The following is a 15126-nucleotide window of genomic DNA, read 5'->3' as shown; positions in this document are numbered from 1 at the left end:
ATTTTACAAACTTAGCGGATGATTATTTTACCACTAATCTATAAAATCTGCGAGAGATATATTTTATAAGAATTAAATATTCTTTAAATACCTTTCAAAAAATATTTTCTGAGAATCAAAAGCGATATCATCGAGATTGATTTTACTTAAAGGAATCCATTGCGTTTCTGAGATCTCAGATAACTCAATATTCACTTCAAATTTCTCCGAAACATTGTATTCATAAAACAAATCGATCGTATTATAATCAATTTCTTTGTATTGATAAACGTTTGGAAGACTCGTTAAATATTTTAAGTTTGAAATATTGATATCAAGCTGAAGTTCCTCAAAAAGCTCTCTTTTACAGGTTTCTTCTGCACTTTCTCTCGGATCTACAAAACCTCCCGCCAGATCAAGTTTTCCTTTTTTAGGCTCCTGATTTCTTCTGGTAAGATAAATTTCATCTCCACATCTTATTACTACGGCTACTGCGCCGGCAACGTTGTTGTAAAGGTTGAAATTACAATTTGGGCAGCTCCATTTTTTTTCGCCATCCCAATGTAGAGATTCTTTGCCACAGCTTGGGCAATATTTCAATAGTTTCATTGAGTAATATTAATATTTCTCGGGTGATAATTCAAGATTACATCCCGAAGTTCTTCAGTTTTCAAATGGGTGTAGATTTCCGTTGTTGTAATACTGGAATGACCAAGCATTTCCTGTATATAACGTAGATCTGCACCATTTTGTAATAGATGCGTTGCAAAAGAATGTCTGAACGTGTGTGGAGATATTTTTTTGCTTACACCGGCTTTATCTGTAAGCTCTTTTATGATTAAGAATACTATTACTCTGGACATAGATGTGCCTCTGCTGTTCAGAAATAGTGAATCTTCGTACTTTTTATTGATCTTGCATTTTGAACGAGTATCTTCAATGTAGCTTTTCAACAAATCTGCAGTAAAATCCGCCAATGGTACGAAGCGGGTTTTGTTACCCTTTCCGTTCACTTTGATGTAATTTTCTACGAAATTGATGTTGGAGATTTTTAGATCAATAAGTTCCGAAACGCGGAGTCCACATCCGTAAAGTACCTCAATGATACATTGATTTCTCTTTCCAAGATCTGAAGACACCTCTATAGCGCTGATAATCTTATTGATATCAGGAAGACTTAATGTGTCCGGAAGATACAATCCCAACTTGGGACCCTCAAGCAGAGATGCGGGATTATCTTCACGAAACTCATCTTCAAGTAAAAATTTGAAGAAAGCTTTTATAGAAGAAATCCATCTTGCCTGTGATCTTTCGCTGAATTTTTGTTTGGAAAGGTTGAAGATGTACTCTTGCAGGTTTTCATACCCTATAGAACCCGGACCGACGTTTTCCAGATCCTCTATTGCGTATTCTCTTAATTTCTTAATGTCTCGAACGTATGCGTCGAGAGTGTTTTCTGAAAAATTTCTTTCGAATCGAAGAAATATTTCAAAATCCTTAATTTTTTCATCCCAAGTCATTGTTTGTGCTTATTTTTTTAGTTCACAATCCGATATTTGTTCTATTTCAATGTTATGGTTCCTTAAGAACGATATCCCATCATCGTCCGAATATTCATTTATATACACTAGTCTGGAGATTCCCGCCTGCAGAATGAGTTTACTACATTCTTTACAGGGAGAGAGCGTTAAATATAACGTTGCGCCCTTTGCAGATTGCGTGGAAGAGGCTAACTTTAATATTGCGTTAGCTTCTGCATGCAGCACGTACCAGTGTGTTTTTCCGCCTTCATCTTCACAGCAGTTTTCAAATCCCGAAGGAGTGCCGTTGTAACCATCTGAAATAATCATCCTATCTTTTACGATAAGAGCTCCTACTTGTTTTCGTTTGCAGTAGGAAAGGTTTGCCCACTCTTGGGCCATTTTTAGATAAGCTTTATCAAACTTATTCATGCAGCGTCATTGTTTTTTTTCGAAATAATTGGATTAATTTTCTTAGAAGTTAGGCTTTCTTTTTTCAATAAAAGCAGAAACTCCTTCTTTTTTATCTTCAAGTTCAAAAAGTTCTCCGAAATACTTGATCTCAGTTTCAAAACCTTTATCCGTATCAGATAAATTCACGGCATTTATTGCCTTTGATATTGCCATCGGTGAGTTGTGGGCAATAACGTTTGCTAGTTCTTTGGTTTTAGTTAATAAATCTACGATAGGGTATACTTCATTTACCAAGCCGATCTCTTTAGCTCTTTGAGCGGGGATCATTTTGGCAGAGAAGATCATTTCGTTGGCAAGGCCTTTTCCTACAAGCTTCGGTAGTCTTTGAGTTCCTCCGTACCCAGGAATTAATCCTAAAGTAACTTCCGGAAGTCCCAATTTTGCATTTTCCGATGCATATCTGATGTGGCACGCCATGGCAAGCTCTAAACCTCCTCCTAACGCAAAGCCGTTTACTGCGGCAATGACAGGTTTGGATAGGTTTTCTATTTTATTAAAAAGGAAGTTTTGTCCGTTTCTGGCTAATTCTTCCGCTTTTTCTTGTCCAAAATCACTAAATTCTTTAATATCAGCTCCGGCAACGAAAGATTTTTCTCCGCTTCCTGTAAGAATGATTACTCTGCAAGTGGTATCAGAATCTAATTCTTCTAACGCTGAACTTATCTCCTGAATTGTCTTTGCATTCAAAGCATTTAAACTTTCAGGTCTGTTTATTGTGATTATAGATAATTTATCTTCTTTATTTAATAATATATTCTCGTAACTCATTTTTCACTTTAAAATATTATTCTGTGCAAATTATAAATTTTTTACAAAAAAAAGGAAAAAATCTTACTTTTTTTTCCTTTTAATTGAAAATATCATTCAAATATGCTTATTTGGAATGATTCATCATATTTACATCAATATTAACTTGCAGTTGCGAAGCCACTTTCATGCCAAGTTCTATGTTTGCTCTAAAAAAATGACACAACTGTCTGTTTATAATTTCATCTCTCTTCGGACCATCAATTCCCTTCATACTTCCGACAATATTATGAACCAAATGCTCTCTGTCTTCTACATTCATTGCTTTTGTATATAGTAACCCTGGTTGAGTGTAATGATCATCATCATTTTCATTTCTGTTGTAGCTGGCAACGTGATTACTGTCTAGCTCATATTCGAAATTTTTATAGGCTGAATCTGCCTTAATATCATCAAAACTGTTAGGATGATAATTTGGTTTATCCTGATATTGACTTGAATCTGCCATAAAACCGTCTCTCTGATAATTATTAACGGCAAATGGGCAACGGTTTACTTCTAACTGATGAGCGTTTACTCCAACTCTGTATCTGTGAGCATCGGGATAAGAGAATAATCTTCCCTGAAGCATTTTATCTGGAGAAAAGCTGATTCCGTCAATCAAATTGCTTGGAGAGAAAGTAGATTGTTCTACGTGAGCGAAATAATTAACCGGAATTTCATTTAATTCCATCTCACCAACTTCAATTAACGGGAAATCTCCTTGGAACCAAACTTTAGTGATGTCAAAAGGATTCCATCTGAAATCTTTTGCCTGCTCTTCCGTCATTGCCTGAATGTACATCGTCCATTTCGGGAAATCTCCATTATCAATAGCATTGCAAAGGTCTTCCTGAGCAAAATCAGGATTTTCTCCGGCCATTTTTACAGCGTCTTCATTGGTGAAATTTTTAACTCCTTGTTTTGTTTTAAAATGAAACTTCACCCAAACTCTTTCATTATTAGCATTAATCATCGAAAACGTATGTGAGCCAAAACCGTGCATATGCCTGAATCCGTACGGAGTTCCTCTGTCGGACATTAAAATTAAAACCTGGTGAAGCGATTCCGGATTCAAACTCCAGAAATCCCACATCATAGTGGCACTTTTTAAATTGGTTTTTGGAACTCTTTTCTGGGTATGGATAAAATCAGGGAATTTTTTAGCATCCTTAATAAAGAATACAGGAGTGTTGTTTCCTACTAAATCCCAATTTCCGTCTTCCGTGTAAAATTTCAGAGCAAACCCTCTCGGATCTCTTGCTGTATCTGCGCTTCCTTTTTCTCCTCCAACTGTAGAGAAGCGGGCAAACATTTTACATGAATTCCCAACCTGTGAGAATAATTTTGCTTTTGTATATTTACTAATATCGTGCGTAATGGTTAATTTTCCATAAGCTCCGGTTCCTTTGGCATGAACAATTCTTTCAGGAATTCTTTCTCTTACAAAATGAGCAAGATTTTCCTGAAGTATAAAATCCTGTAACAAGACAGGACCTCTTGAGCCAACCGTTTGGGAATCCTGATGCTCGAAATACGGAGCACCATTGCTTAACGTTAATTTTTTAGAATCCATATAGTTATGATTTGAATGATTGATTTGCTATTTATATACTAATATGTAAAGGTACTAATTATCAAAATTACTTGAAATTTTGATTGCCAATAACAAAAACATCATATCTTTGTAATAGATAATATTAATCAGATGAACATTCAGCAATTGGAATATCTTATCGCCGTAGATAAGTATAAACACTTTGGTAAAGCAGCTCAAGCCTGCTTCATTACACAGCCTACATTGAGTGCAATGATACAAAAATTTGAGGATGAGCTGGATGTAAAGGTTTTCGACAGAACTACTCACCCCATTCGTACAACGGATGTGGGGTTACAAATCATTGATCAGGCGAAGGTGATTATAGAATCTGTCAATGAATTAAAGAATAAAGCAAACCTTTTAAATAATATTTTAGGGGGTACAATTAACTTAGGAATTATTCCTACTGTTTCTTCATTCATCTTACCTACTGAGATTTTTGCATTCTTGGAACAGAACCCGAAAATTCAGATGAATGTAAAAGAAATGACCACTGATAATATCATTAAAGCTTTAAAGGCTGGTGAATTAGACGCCGGGATTATTTCAACACCTTATGATACGGCTGATGAATTTTATCAAGACTTCTTGTTTAACGAAGAATTAATGATTTACAGTTCAAATACTGAAGCTAATAAGAAAAATTCTTATGTTGTTCCTGAAGATTTGAATGTTGAAAAAGTTTGGTTGCTTGAAGAAGGAAACTGTCTGAGAAACCAATTTGAAAATATCTGTCATTTAAAAGAGAATACATTGAAACCTAAGAATTTAGATTTCTTAGCTTCTAATATTCAGACTTTGGTGCATATGGTTGATAAAGTGGGTGGAATCAGTATTTTACCTGAATTGGCATTAAGCCAGCTTTCTGAAGAACAAAAAGGAAATGTGTTCAGATTTAAAAAACCTTTCCCTTTCAGAGAGATAAGCATCATTTATTATAAGCCTACTTTCAAGCAAAAAATTATTGATGAATTATCGAATTCTATCAGATTATCTTTAAAAGAAAAACTAAACTACAACGAAAGCCCAAAAGAATTCGTAAGTATAAAACCACAATAGTTTATTTTTCTTAAAGATTGATAAATCATTAATTTAAAGAAAATTATAATTAGTAAACAAAAGTTTTGAGTATTAAAAAAATAGTACTTAAATTTGCCACTGTTTACGAACGAGGAAAAATTTGACCTGATTGCAACCTCTATAAAAAAAAGCTAAAACAGTATTTCTATTTTCAGCTTTTTTGGCAATTTATTCATATTTTTCTTCGTATATTTTTAATCTAAAAAACAAATAGAAGAAATATGTCTTACTTATTTACATCTGAATCAGTTTCAGAAGGGCATCCAGATAAAATTGCCGATCAGATCTCTGATGCATTAATCGATCATTTTTTAGCATACGATAAAAGCTCGAAAGTAGCTTGTGAAACTCTTGTTACAACAGGACAGGTAGTTTTGGCAGGTGAGGTGAAGTCTGATGCTTATCTAGATGTACAGACTATTGCAAGAGAAGTTATCAACGGAATCGGATATACAAAAGGAGAATACATGTTCAATGGTGATTCTTGTGGAGTTATTTCTGCAATTCACGAGCAGTCTCCGGATATCAACCAAGGTGTTGACAGAGCTGTAAATGACGAATCTTTCGAAGCTAAAGCTAACGCTCAGGGTGCAGGTGACCAAGGGATGATGTTTGGTTATGCAACCAACGAAACGGCAAACTATATGCCTTTGGCTTTGGATTTAGCACACACTATTCTTAAAGAACTTTCTGCGATCAGAAGAGAAGATTCTGAGATCAAATATCTTCGTCCTGATGCAAAAAGCCAGGTTACCATCGAATATTCTGACGATCACAAGCCGGTAAGAATCGATTCTATCGTAGTTTCTACTCAGCACGATGATTTTGCTGCTGAAGAAGAAATGTTGAACAAAATTCGTGAAGACATAAAAAATATTTTAATTCCTAGAGTTGTAGCTTTACAAACTGAGGAAATTAAAGCGTTATTTAATGATCAGATCAAATATCACATCAACCCAACAGGGAAATTCGTAATCGGAGGTCCTCACGGAGATACAGGTCTTACGGGAAGAAAAATCATCGTTGATACCTACGGTGGAAAAGGTGCTCACGGTGGTGGTGCATTCTCTGGAAAAGATCCTTCAAAAGTGGATAGAAGTGCTGCTTATGCTACAAGACACATTGCTAAAAACCTAGTAGCTGCAGGTGTTGCTGACGAAGTTTTGGTACAGGTTTCTTACGCTATCGGTGTTGCTGAACCTTGTGGTTTATACATCAATACTTACGGAACTTCAAAAGTGGGTCTTAACGACGGTGAAATTGCTAAAAAAGTGTCTACAATTTTCGATCTTAGACCTTATGCAATCGAGCAGAACTTAAAATTAAGAAACCCAATTTATCAGGATACAGCTTCTTACGGACACATGGGAAGAGAGCATTATGTAGCTGATAAAACTTTCAATAAAGGTCACAAGAACGAATTAACGCTTACAGGGCTGGAATTCTTTACTTGGGAAAAACTAGACAAAGTAGACGAAATTAAAGCTTCTTTCGGGATTTAATTTTTTCTCAACATAATAAATGACTGCTTTATCTTTCAGGTAAGGCAGTTTTTTTTAATTTTACACTTAAATAATTTAAAGATGATGAATTTTCGATTCGCAATTACCACTCTGTCTGTATTCTTTCTAAGCATTTTTACAAAAGCTCAATATACGGTGCATAAGATGCTTACAGTAGGATATACCTACCAAAACCAAAGCTTTGGAGAACTGGGAGGGAAATTGCTTTTCCTGAAAAATGATGATGTTATTTATAGGTTGGGAGCTTCTGCATTGATGGGATCTACTCATTCTGAATTTGCCATAATGCCTAAATTGCAGGCAGACGTTTTATTAAATTTTCAAAAAGATGTTGATTTCTATCATTCTTACTATCTTTTAATAGGAGCGGAGGGTACAAATAAATATGTTGCACCCAAAATCGGGGTCACTCTTTTCGGAATTTTGGATCTTACGGGTGGATATGCCTTCCCAATTGGCAATTTAAACGGTAAAGAAATGAAAGGTCTGAATGTTAATTTTACACTAAATATCCCTACTGTATTCATTCATGATATGTTTAAGTGATTTTTTTTAGATTTTTCTTGTAAAAATTTAATAATAGCTTAACAGTTATTAAAAAATTATTATATTTACATCAAGAAAAATTGTACCGCCTATTGATTCTACTTTACTCTAGAAAACTGTTTTGTATTTACGGCTAAAACCAGATTAATTATCTGGAAGAAAGTTTGTCTACAAATTTTTTTATTATTGAGAAGAGTTATGAAATCAAAATCGGATAGTTTATTAATTTCCCTTTACCAGGAAGGAGACGAGTCGGCATTATCTACGCTTATTCACCGTCACCAGAGAGAGCTTTTTACATTCATTTTTTATAAAATTAATGATGAGGACTTGGCAAATGATGTCTTTCAGGATACTTTCATGAAGATCATCTTAATGCTGAAAGAAGGCCGTTACAACGAAGAAGGAAAATTCATCCTTTGGGCAAAAAGAATTGCCTACAATCTTATTATAGACCATTTCAGACTAAAATCTAAGAATATCAAAGTTTCAGAAACTACTTTTGAGACCGACGAATATTCTATTTTCGATCTTATCAGAGAGCCATCTGAAAATATTGAAGATCAATTGGTAACCAATCAAATTCAGGAAGATTTATTGAGAATGCTGCAATTCTTGCCTCAAAATCAACAGGAGGTAATTAAATTAAGATTTTTTGACGGATTAAGCTTTAAAGAGATCGCAGATCACACCGATATGAGTATCAATACCACGTTGGGAAGAGTGCGTTATGCTTTAATAAACCTGAGAAAAATCATGGATGAGAATAATATCATACTTACGAGATAATAATTCTTAAAAATTCTCGTTTTAAGGAAAAACATTTATCGCCTATGAGAAAAAATGATTCCTTAAAAGTGACAACTTTGAAACCTAAGAAAGAAACTATTGAATTTTTACTCAATTATTCTAAAAATATTGATGTAGTTAAAACTAAGAGTAAGAATTATCCGATCTCTAAAAATTAAAAGTATTAATTTTGTGCTGTATGAAAATTCAGCACATTTTTTTTGATCTTGACAATACGCTTTGGGATCACCATAAGAACGCCTATCTTACCATCAAAACCCTTTTTGAAGCACAGGAAATTTCTTTAAAATATACTATTGATTTTGAAGAATTTCATGCTGTTTATCATGATATCAACGAAAAACTTTGGGAAGATATACGAGACGGACTCATTGGAAAAGAATATTTACGAGAGCACCGTTTTTATGATACTTTCAAACATTTTGGTGTTGAGAATAAAGAACTGTCCATGTATTTTGAAGAGCATTTTTTAGATAAAATACTTAATCATAACGAGTTGGTAGAAGGTGCAGAATATATTTTGGAATATTTAAAATCTAAACATTACACGCTTCACATTATCTCCAACGGCTTCAAAGAAGTAACGGAAAGAAAATGTATTTTATCCGGGATTGCTCATTATTTCCATACGATCACAAGCGCAGACTCTGTTGGTGTAAGAAAACCCAATCCTGAAATTTTTGAGTATTCTTTAGGCTTAGCAAATGCTAAAAAGGAAGAAAGTATTTTAATTGGTGACGATTGGATTGCTGATGTAGTAGGATCCCAAAACTTTGGAATTGACGTTATTTTCTTTGATGTTTATAAAGAGAATAAGCAGGAAGAAGGATTAAAATCAATTACGCATCTTTTACAGATCAAAGAATATTTATAAAAAATTGCTTTTGTGATTCATTCCTAATTCTTTCCCAATTTGATATAGATCTTTGTTCCATAATAATTAATAAACAATAAGAAATTATGGAAACAAGAAGTAAAATCACAGTTATATTAGCTGTAGTCCTTATTTTAATAACAGGATTTGTTTACGGACAAGACAGAGCAATAAGCCCCAATCAGTTACCAAAAACGGCTAAGAATTTTCTTGCAGTTAATTTTAAAGGAGTTACCGCAGGTTCCGTTATAGAAGACCGTGAAATTTATGGTGTAGACGAATATAAAGTGCGTTTAGCCAACGGAATGAAAGTTGAATTTGACAGCAAAGGAAACTGGAAAGAAGTGGATGGTGAGCATCAAAAAGTACCTTATGGATTCATTCCTGCCAATATAAGAAACTACATAGCCAAGAGTTTTCCCAATACTCATATCATTAAAATAGAAAGAAAAAGCTGGTCTTATAAAGCTGAGCTTTCTAACGGAATAGATCTTGAATTCGATAAAAACGGAAATTTTAAACGAATTGATGATTAATAACGAAAATTATACACTAACAAGTAAAATTAAAGATATGGTAAATTGGAACATAATGACAGGTAAGGCGATTAGAAAAAATATTCTAAGCTATATTACAAGAAATCACCCAGGTAGTTGGGTAGACTCTATTGAGGAAAAATACCATGCATATAAAATAAATTTAATGAACGGGTTGAGCATTATCTTTGATGCTGATGGACGACATATAAAGACAAATTCTTAAATGATAAACCAGCCTCCTGTCATCAGGAGGTTTTAATTTTATATATTTGATAGTGCTTAATCATAAATGCAGATATGAAAATTTTAATTATAGAAGATGAACCGGAATTAAGAAATGTAGTGCAAAGTTTTCTTGAAGCAGAACATTTTATCGTAGAATATGCTGAGGATTATCAATCAGGGTTAGAAAAGATTATTTCTTATGAATATGACTGTATTCTTCTGGACATTATGCTCCCGGACGGAAACGGGATGGATCTTCTGAAAGAAATTAAAAACATGCACAAAAAAGATCCTGTGATCATTTTATCTGCAAAAGATTCTGTAGATGATAAAGTGAACGGATTGGAAATCGGAGCAGACGACTATCTCGCAAAACCTTTCCATCTTGCGGAATTGATGGCTAGAATTAAATCTGTTATCAGACGAAAAAATCAGGATGGAGAAAATACGATCAGCTATAAAAACATTCATATTGATCCGGAAAGCAGAATCGTGAAGATCGATAATAATGAATTGATCCTTAACCGTAAAGAATACGATCTTCTCTATTATTTTGTTATAAATCCTGAAAAAACATTGCAAAAAACAATGCTTGCAGAAGCAATTTGGGGAGATTATATTGATCAGGCGGACAGTCTGGATTTTATTTATTCTCAAATAAAAAATCTTCGTAAAAAATTGAAAGAACTCAAATCTGAAGCTGATTTTCAGGCTGTTTATGGGATTGGTTATAAATTTATTTAATGAAAGTTTCTCTAAAATATTATACAATAAAGTACCTCATCACGATCTTATTATTGATCATTGCTGTTTGGGCGGCATTGTTTTACGCCTATATTTTAGATGAAGTATATGACAACGTAGATGATGGCTTAAAAAACAGGAAAATACAAATTATTAAGGCTGTATATCTTGACGAAAATTTATTAAAGAATAATGAATTTGGCTTTAATGAATTTATGATAAACCCTATTTCTGCGTCAGAATATAAAGATAAAAACAGTCTGTATAATAAAATGTATTATATGGAATATGATGACGAAGAACAGCCATACCGAGTTCTTACAACTGATTTTATCGACCAGCTTGGAAAACATCAGCAGCTTATCATCAGAACGTCTACCGTAGAAGAAGATGAATTGGTATACGACCTTACAACGGCATTGATTGTTCTGTATCTTCTTTTGGTAATAAGTATTGTTGCCGTTAACGGATTTTTACTTCATAAAGCCATGCGGCCGTTTTATTTAATTTTAGATAAGCTTAAAAAATACCAATTTGGTGTTTCTTCTTTTAATGAACCTCAAAATTATTCTATAAAAGAATTTGAGGAATTAAATATTGAAATTAATGAAATGATCGAGCGTAACGAACTCGTTTTTCATCAGCAAAAGCAATTTATAGAAAATGCCTCTCATGAATTACAGACTCCATTGGCAATTGTGATTAATAAAATTGATCTCTCCATTCAGAATGGCGAGCTCGATAAGAAAAATCTCAACTTTTTGAATGACGTAAAAAATGATCTCAGAAGAATGGCGGGATTGAATAAATCTTTGTTAATGCTTTCCAAGATTGAAAATAATCAGTTTAATAAAATATCCAATGTCAATTTTAATGTATTGATCAGCGATTTGGTAAAAAGCTATGAAGATTTTATTGAATATAAAAAGATCGATCTAAATGTTGTAGAAAAAGAAGTCTTTGAAGCAACTTTTGATCCTGATCTGGCCAATATTCTTCTATCAAATTTGCTGAAAAATGCAGTCAAATATAACAACCAAAACGGAATTATCAATATTATTACAGAAAAAGAAAGATTAATATTTCAAAATACCGGCTCAGAAATTCCTTTAGATAAATCTCAGATCTTTAATCGTTTTTATAAACAAGGTTCAGATCAGGGATCTACAGGGTTGGGACTGTCTATCATTAAGACTATCATTAAACAATATCCGCGGTGGAATATTATGTATGAATTTGATGATGGAATGCATTATTTTATTCTTTCGAAAAATTAATACACAATTAAAATTACAAAAAATAAAAGCCTTTCAATGTGAAAGGCTTTCTTATATTTAAAAAGTTAGAATTAAATTCCTAAACTTTCTCTTACTCTTTTTATTGTTTCAGTGGCGATTACTCTCGTTTTTTGAGCGCCTTCCTGAAGTTTTGTTTCCAACTCATCAAGATGAGTCATGTAATAAGAGAATAGCTCTCTTTCTTTCTCAAATCTCACTAAAATCAAGTCCAAAAGTTCTTTTTTAGCGTGTCCGTAACCGAAATTTCCGGCTAAATATTTAGCTCTTAATTCTTCAGTTTGTTCAGGCGTTGCAACCAGTTGATAAATCGCAAATGTTTTATCTGTTTCCGGATCTTTTGGTTCTTCTAATGATTTTGAATCAGATTCAATGCTCATTACCTGCTTCTTCAATTCCTTTTCAGGTAAGAAAATATTGATGATATTTCCTCTTGATTTAGACATTTTGTGTCCGTCAACTCCGGGAACATATTTTGTATCTTCCTGAAGTTCAGATTGAGGCAAAACAAAAACTTCTCCCATCTGATTATTGAATCTTGAAGCTACATCACGGGCAATTTCCAAGTGCTGAAGCTGATCTTTTCCTACAGGTACGATCTCTGCATCATACAATAAAATATCGGCAGCCATTAAAATAGGGTAGGTAAACAACCCCGCGTTTACATCCTGTAATCTGTCTGCTTTATCTTTAAATGAATGCGCTAAAGTCAATCTCTGATAAGGAAAAAAACATGATAAATGCCAAGATAGTTCACAGGTTTCAGGGATGTCACTTTGTCTGTAAAAGAATGTTTTTTCGGTATCTAGTCCACAAGCAAGCCAAGCCGCAGCTATTTCGTAGGTATTTTGTTTCAATTCTTTCGCGTCTTTTATCTGCGTTAATGAATGCAGATTCGCAATGAATAAAAATGATTCGTTTCCTTCTTGTTTTGATAGCTCAATAGCAGGAATAATAGCACCCAACAAGTTTCCAAGGTGTGGTGTTCCGGTGGCTTGTATGCCGGTAAGAATTCTTGACATTTGTTTAAATTATTTATAAAAATTAATGAATTGCAAATTTAATTATTTTCCACTGATTGCACGGATTTTCACAGGTGATTGTGTTTTATCTTTATTTAAAAATTATTTAAACGCAAAGATTTTATTAATTATACTACTAATTTCAGATGGCAAAAGCAAATAAATTTGCTACGCGAAGCTTGAAAACAGAGCTTCATCAAATCAACTTGTTAATTCATCTTTGCTCACCCAGAAAATTAATTATTATCAAATTAAAAACTTTGCGTCAAAAATCTGCACAATCAGAAAAATCAGTGAAAGAAAAATATTAAGGAATCAAAATCTTTTCCCCTCCGAATTTTGGTTCAACTCCAAAAATAAGATCCCAATAAGCTTTTGCTTTAGCAAGATATTCACGCATATTAGTTTTAAAACCTGCATATTTATTAACATCTTTAGCATTGTATCCATATGCTTCAATTCCGTTTTTCTTGGCTAAAAAAACAGCTCTTTCGTTATGGAACTTTTGTGAAATAATAACCAATTTCGTTTGTCCAAAAATTTCTTTAGCCCTAACAACAGAATCTAATGTTCTGAAACCCGCGTGATCCAAGAAAATCCGGTCTTGTGGAATTCCGTATTTCATTAAAGTCAACAACATATCTTCAGGTTCGTTATAATCTTTCGTGCTGTTGTCTCCGCTTACGATAATGTATTTTATCTTTCCGCTTTTGTAAAGATCTATTGCTGCCTGTATTCTATTGTAGAAATAGGCGTTGGGAACACCGCTGTTTAAATTTTTACTGGTTCCTAATAGTAAAGCTGTTTTTGTCTCGGGAACGTGAGCAATATTATAAGATACAGATGCATCACTTTCTTTTTTAATGCTATAATTTGCCCAAGCGATAAAAATAAATCCTGCAACAATAAGAAGCAGGAATATTTTAAATGTAGTTTTTATTAATTTTTTCATCGTGTGTAAAATGTTTTAAAATTCCAGACCGTTCGGGAAAGCTTTTTTTCTGAAAACCAGTAATAAAACTGCTCCTACCGTAATGGCTGAATCTGCAACATTGAAAATATATTTGAAAAATTCAAGGTGTCTTCCTCCGATTAGCGGGACACTCTCTGGAACGTTCCAGTCTACCAATGGAAAGTGAAGCATATCAACAACACAGCCTCTCATAAATGTAGAGTAACCTTGTCCGATAGGTACAAGCTTCGAAATTCCGCCATAGCCAATCCATCGGTCTATACTTGGGTCATATACTGTTCCGCTGTCAAAAAGTAATCCGTAAAACATTCCGTCTATAAGATTTCCTATTGCTCCGGCAAAAATGATAGCCATTGGGATGATAAGATAATTGGATGCTCCCTGTTGTAGCCACTTTTTAAACATATAAACCATTCCTCCAATTAAAAATATTCTTAGGATAACAAGGAAATATTTACCAATAACTCCACCAAAATGAAGTCCGTAAGCCATTCCCGGGTTTTCTACGAATGTAAGTTTAAAACCTGGTAAAACGGAAACGCTGTCATCTAGATTGAAATGCGTTTTTACATAAATTTTCGAAGCCTGATCTATTAATAAAATAAGAAAAGTGATAAGTGCAATCTTCTTCATTACAATCCTTTTGGTTTATAAGGTTTCCCGATTTTTTCGTTTTTCTTACCAATTACTTTCTTAATCGTCTTAGTGTTGTGATGCATCTTGGTATGGAATTTTTCGAACTCAATGTTCATATCTTTCAAAACACTTTTCAGAGCATTCAATTCCATTGCATTTTTAGTGTGTACTATTATAGACTCCATTTTTCTTAATTTAAATATTTACTTCTTAGACAATTCGTCTAATCTTTTTCTGTCTTTAGCAGACAAATCATTGACTCCGTTTTTGCCCATTTTGCTTAAAAGGTGGTCAATTTCTTTTTCCCTGTCGCGTTTATCGGAATTAAATTGATCATCAATCGTATAGTTTCTGTGTTTTTCGGGAAAGAACCTGTTTTTGATCCAATCTCTGTTGAAAAACATTAATATTACAATAATAATGACCCCTAAAATTAACAATTCGTTCATGGATATAAATTAAAAATTAGGTTTATAAAGTATTTCATGAAATACGATATA

19 protein-coding genes are annotated in these 15126 nt (G+C 33.5%); 9 read left to right on the top strand and 10 right to left on the bottom strand.

What is annotated here, in order from left to right:
• Positions 1-72: 72 nt before the first annotated feature.
• The 5 genes from EG348_RS05290 to EG348_RS05270 form a co-directional block, all read right to left on the bottom strand.
• Positions 73-588, bottom strand: coding sequence for an NUDIX hydrolase (locus EG348_RS05290; RefSeq protein WP_123981305.1), 516 nt, complete (start codon positions 586-588; stop codon positions 73-75).
• Complete coding sequence (xerD, locus tag EG348_RS05285; protein ID WP_123981303.1) at positions 585-1499, bottom strand: site-specific tyrosine recombinase XerD; 915 nt, start codon at positions 1497-1499, stop codon at positions 585-587. Before xerD ends, EG348_RS05290 begins: the two co-directional genes overlap by 4 nt.
• A 9-nt stretch (positions 1500-1508) precedes the next feature.
• Positions 1509-1931 (bottom strand): deoxycytidylate deaminase, encoded by a 423-nt coding sequence (locus EG348_RS05280; RefSeq protein ID WP_123981301.1) that lies wholly within the window; start codon positions 1929-1931, stop codon positions 1509-1511.
• A 42-nt stretch (positions 1932-1973) separates the two neighbouring features.
• Positions 1974-2741 carry an enoyl-CoA hydratase/isomerase family protein gene (locus EG348_RS05275; protein WP_123981299.1) on the bottom strand — a complete coding sequence of 256 codons (768 nt, stop codon included), beginning with the start codon at positions 2739-2741 and terminating at the stop codon, positions 1974-1976.
• A gap of 106 nt (positions 2742-2847) precedes the next feature.
• Positions 2848-4335, bottom strand: coding sequence for a catalase (locus tag EG348_RS05270; protein ID WP_123981297.1), 1488 nt, complete (start codon positions 4333-4335; stop codon positions 2848-2850).
• 132 nt (positions 4336-4467) lie between these two features.
• Between EG348_RS05270 and EG348_RS05265 the strand changes: the two genes are divergently transcribed.
• The 9 genes from EG348_RS05265 (at position 4468) to EG348_RS05225 (ending at position 11977) form a co-directional block, all read left to right on the top strand.
• On the top strand, positions 4468-5418 hold the full coding sequence (locus EG348_RS05265) for a LysR substrate-binding domain-containing protein (RefSeq protein WP_123981295.1): 951 nt from the start codon (positions 4468-4470) through the stop codon (positions 5416-5418).
• A gap of 242 nt (positions 5419-5660) precedes the next feature.
• A complete protein-coding gene (metK, locus tag EG348_RS05260; protein WP_123981293.1) occupies positions 5661-6941 on the top strand; it encodes a methionine adenosyltransferase in 1281 nt (426 codons plus the stop codon).
• 81 nt (positions 6942-7022) lie between these two features.
• A complete protein-coding gene (locus EG348_RS05255; RefSeq protein ID WP_123981291.1) occupies positions 7023-7508 on the top strand; it encodes a hypothetical protein in 486 nt (161 codons plus the stop codon).
• A 198-nt stretch (positions 7509-7706) separates the two neighbouring features.
• Entirely contained in the window at positions 7707-8297 is a 591-nt protein-coding gene (locus tag EG348_RS05250) for an RNA polymerase sigma factor (RefSeq protein WP_066754491.1), read from the top strand.
• A gap of 199 nt (positions 8298-8496) precedes the next feature.
• Positions 8497-9192: a YjjG family noncanonical pyrimidine nucleotidase gene (locus tag EG348_RS05245; protein WP_123981288.1), complete on the top strand. Its 696-nt coding sequence runs from the start codon at positions 8497-8499 to the stop codon at positions 9190-9192.
• 86 nt (positions 9193-9278) lie between these two features.
• Positions 9279-9728 carry a PepSY-like domain-containing protein gene (locus tag EG348_RS05240; protein WP_123981286.1) on the top strand — a complete coding sequence of 150 codons (450 nt, stop codon included), beginning with the start codon at positions 9279-9281 and terminating at the stop codon, positions 9726-9728.
• On the top strand, positions 9721-9954 hold the full coding sequence (locus EG348_RS05235; RefSeq protein ID WP_123981284.1) for a PepSY-like domain-containing protein: 234 nt from the start codon (positions 9721-9723) through the stop codon (positions 9952-9954). Before EG348_RS05240 ends, EG348_RS05235 begins: the two co-directional genes overlap by 8 nt.
• 74 nt (positions 9955-10028) lie before the next feature.
• Positions 10029-10700: a response regulator transcription factor gene (locus EG348_RS05230; protein WP_123981282.1), complete on the top strand. Its 672-nt coding sequence runs from the start codon at positions 10029-10031 to the stop codon at positions 10698-10700.
• Positions 10700-11977, top strand: a complete 1278-nt coding sequence (locus tag EG348_RS05225) for a sensor histidine kinase (protein ID WP_123981280.1) — start codon at positions 10700-10702, stop codon at positions 11975-11977. The genes EG348_RS05230 and EG348_RS05225 overlap by 1 nt, the downstream gene beginning before the upstream one ends.
• Positions 11978-12048: 71 nt before the next feature.
• On the opposite strand, the gene trpS is transcribed toward EG348_RS05225, so the two are convergent.
• The 5 genes from trpS to EG348_RS05200 form a co-directional block, all read right to left on the bottom strand.
• A complete protein-coding gene (trpS, locus tag EG348_RS05220; protein WP_123981278.1) occupies positions 12049-13017 on the bottom strand; it encodes a tryptophan--tRNA ligase in 969 nt (322 codons plus the stop codon).
• A gap of 307 nt (positions 13018-13324) precedes the next feature.
• Complete coding sequence (locus tag EG348_RS05215; RefSeq protein ID WP_123981277.1) at positions 13325-13969, bottom strand: vancomycin high temperature exclusion protein; 645 nt, start codon at positions 13967-13969, stop codon at positions 13325-13327.
• A 15-nt stretch (positions 13970-13984) separates the two neighbouring features.
• Complete coding sequence (locus EG348_RS05210; protein ID WP_123981275.1) at positions 13985-14623, bottom strand: lipoprotein signal peptidase; 639 nt, start codon at positions 14621-14623, stop codon at positions 13985-13987.
• Positions 14623-14811, bottom strand: a complete 189-nt coding sequence (locus EG348_RS05205) for a hypothetical protein (RefSeq protein ID WP_054512790.1) — start codon at positions 14809-14811, stop codon at positions 14623-14625. Before EG348_RS05205 ends, EG348_RS05210 begins: the two co-directional genes overlap by 1 nt.
• An 18-nt stretch (positions 14812-14829) precedes the next feature.
• Positions 14830-15075: a DUF6576 domain-containing protein gene (locus EG348_RS05200; RefSeq protein ID WP_123981273.1), complete on the bottom strand. Its 246-nt coding sequence runs from the start codon at positions 15073-15075 to the stop codon at positions 14830-14832.
• Positions 15076-15126: the final 51 nt, after the last annotated feature.

The organism is Chryseobacterium sp. G0201 (assembly GCF_003815655.1).
Taxonomy (GTDB): domain Bacteria; phylum Bacteroidota; class Bacteroidia; order Flavobacteriales; family Weeksellaceae; genus Chryseobacterium.
This window is presented reverse-complemented; position numbering and strand designations above follow the sequence as displayed.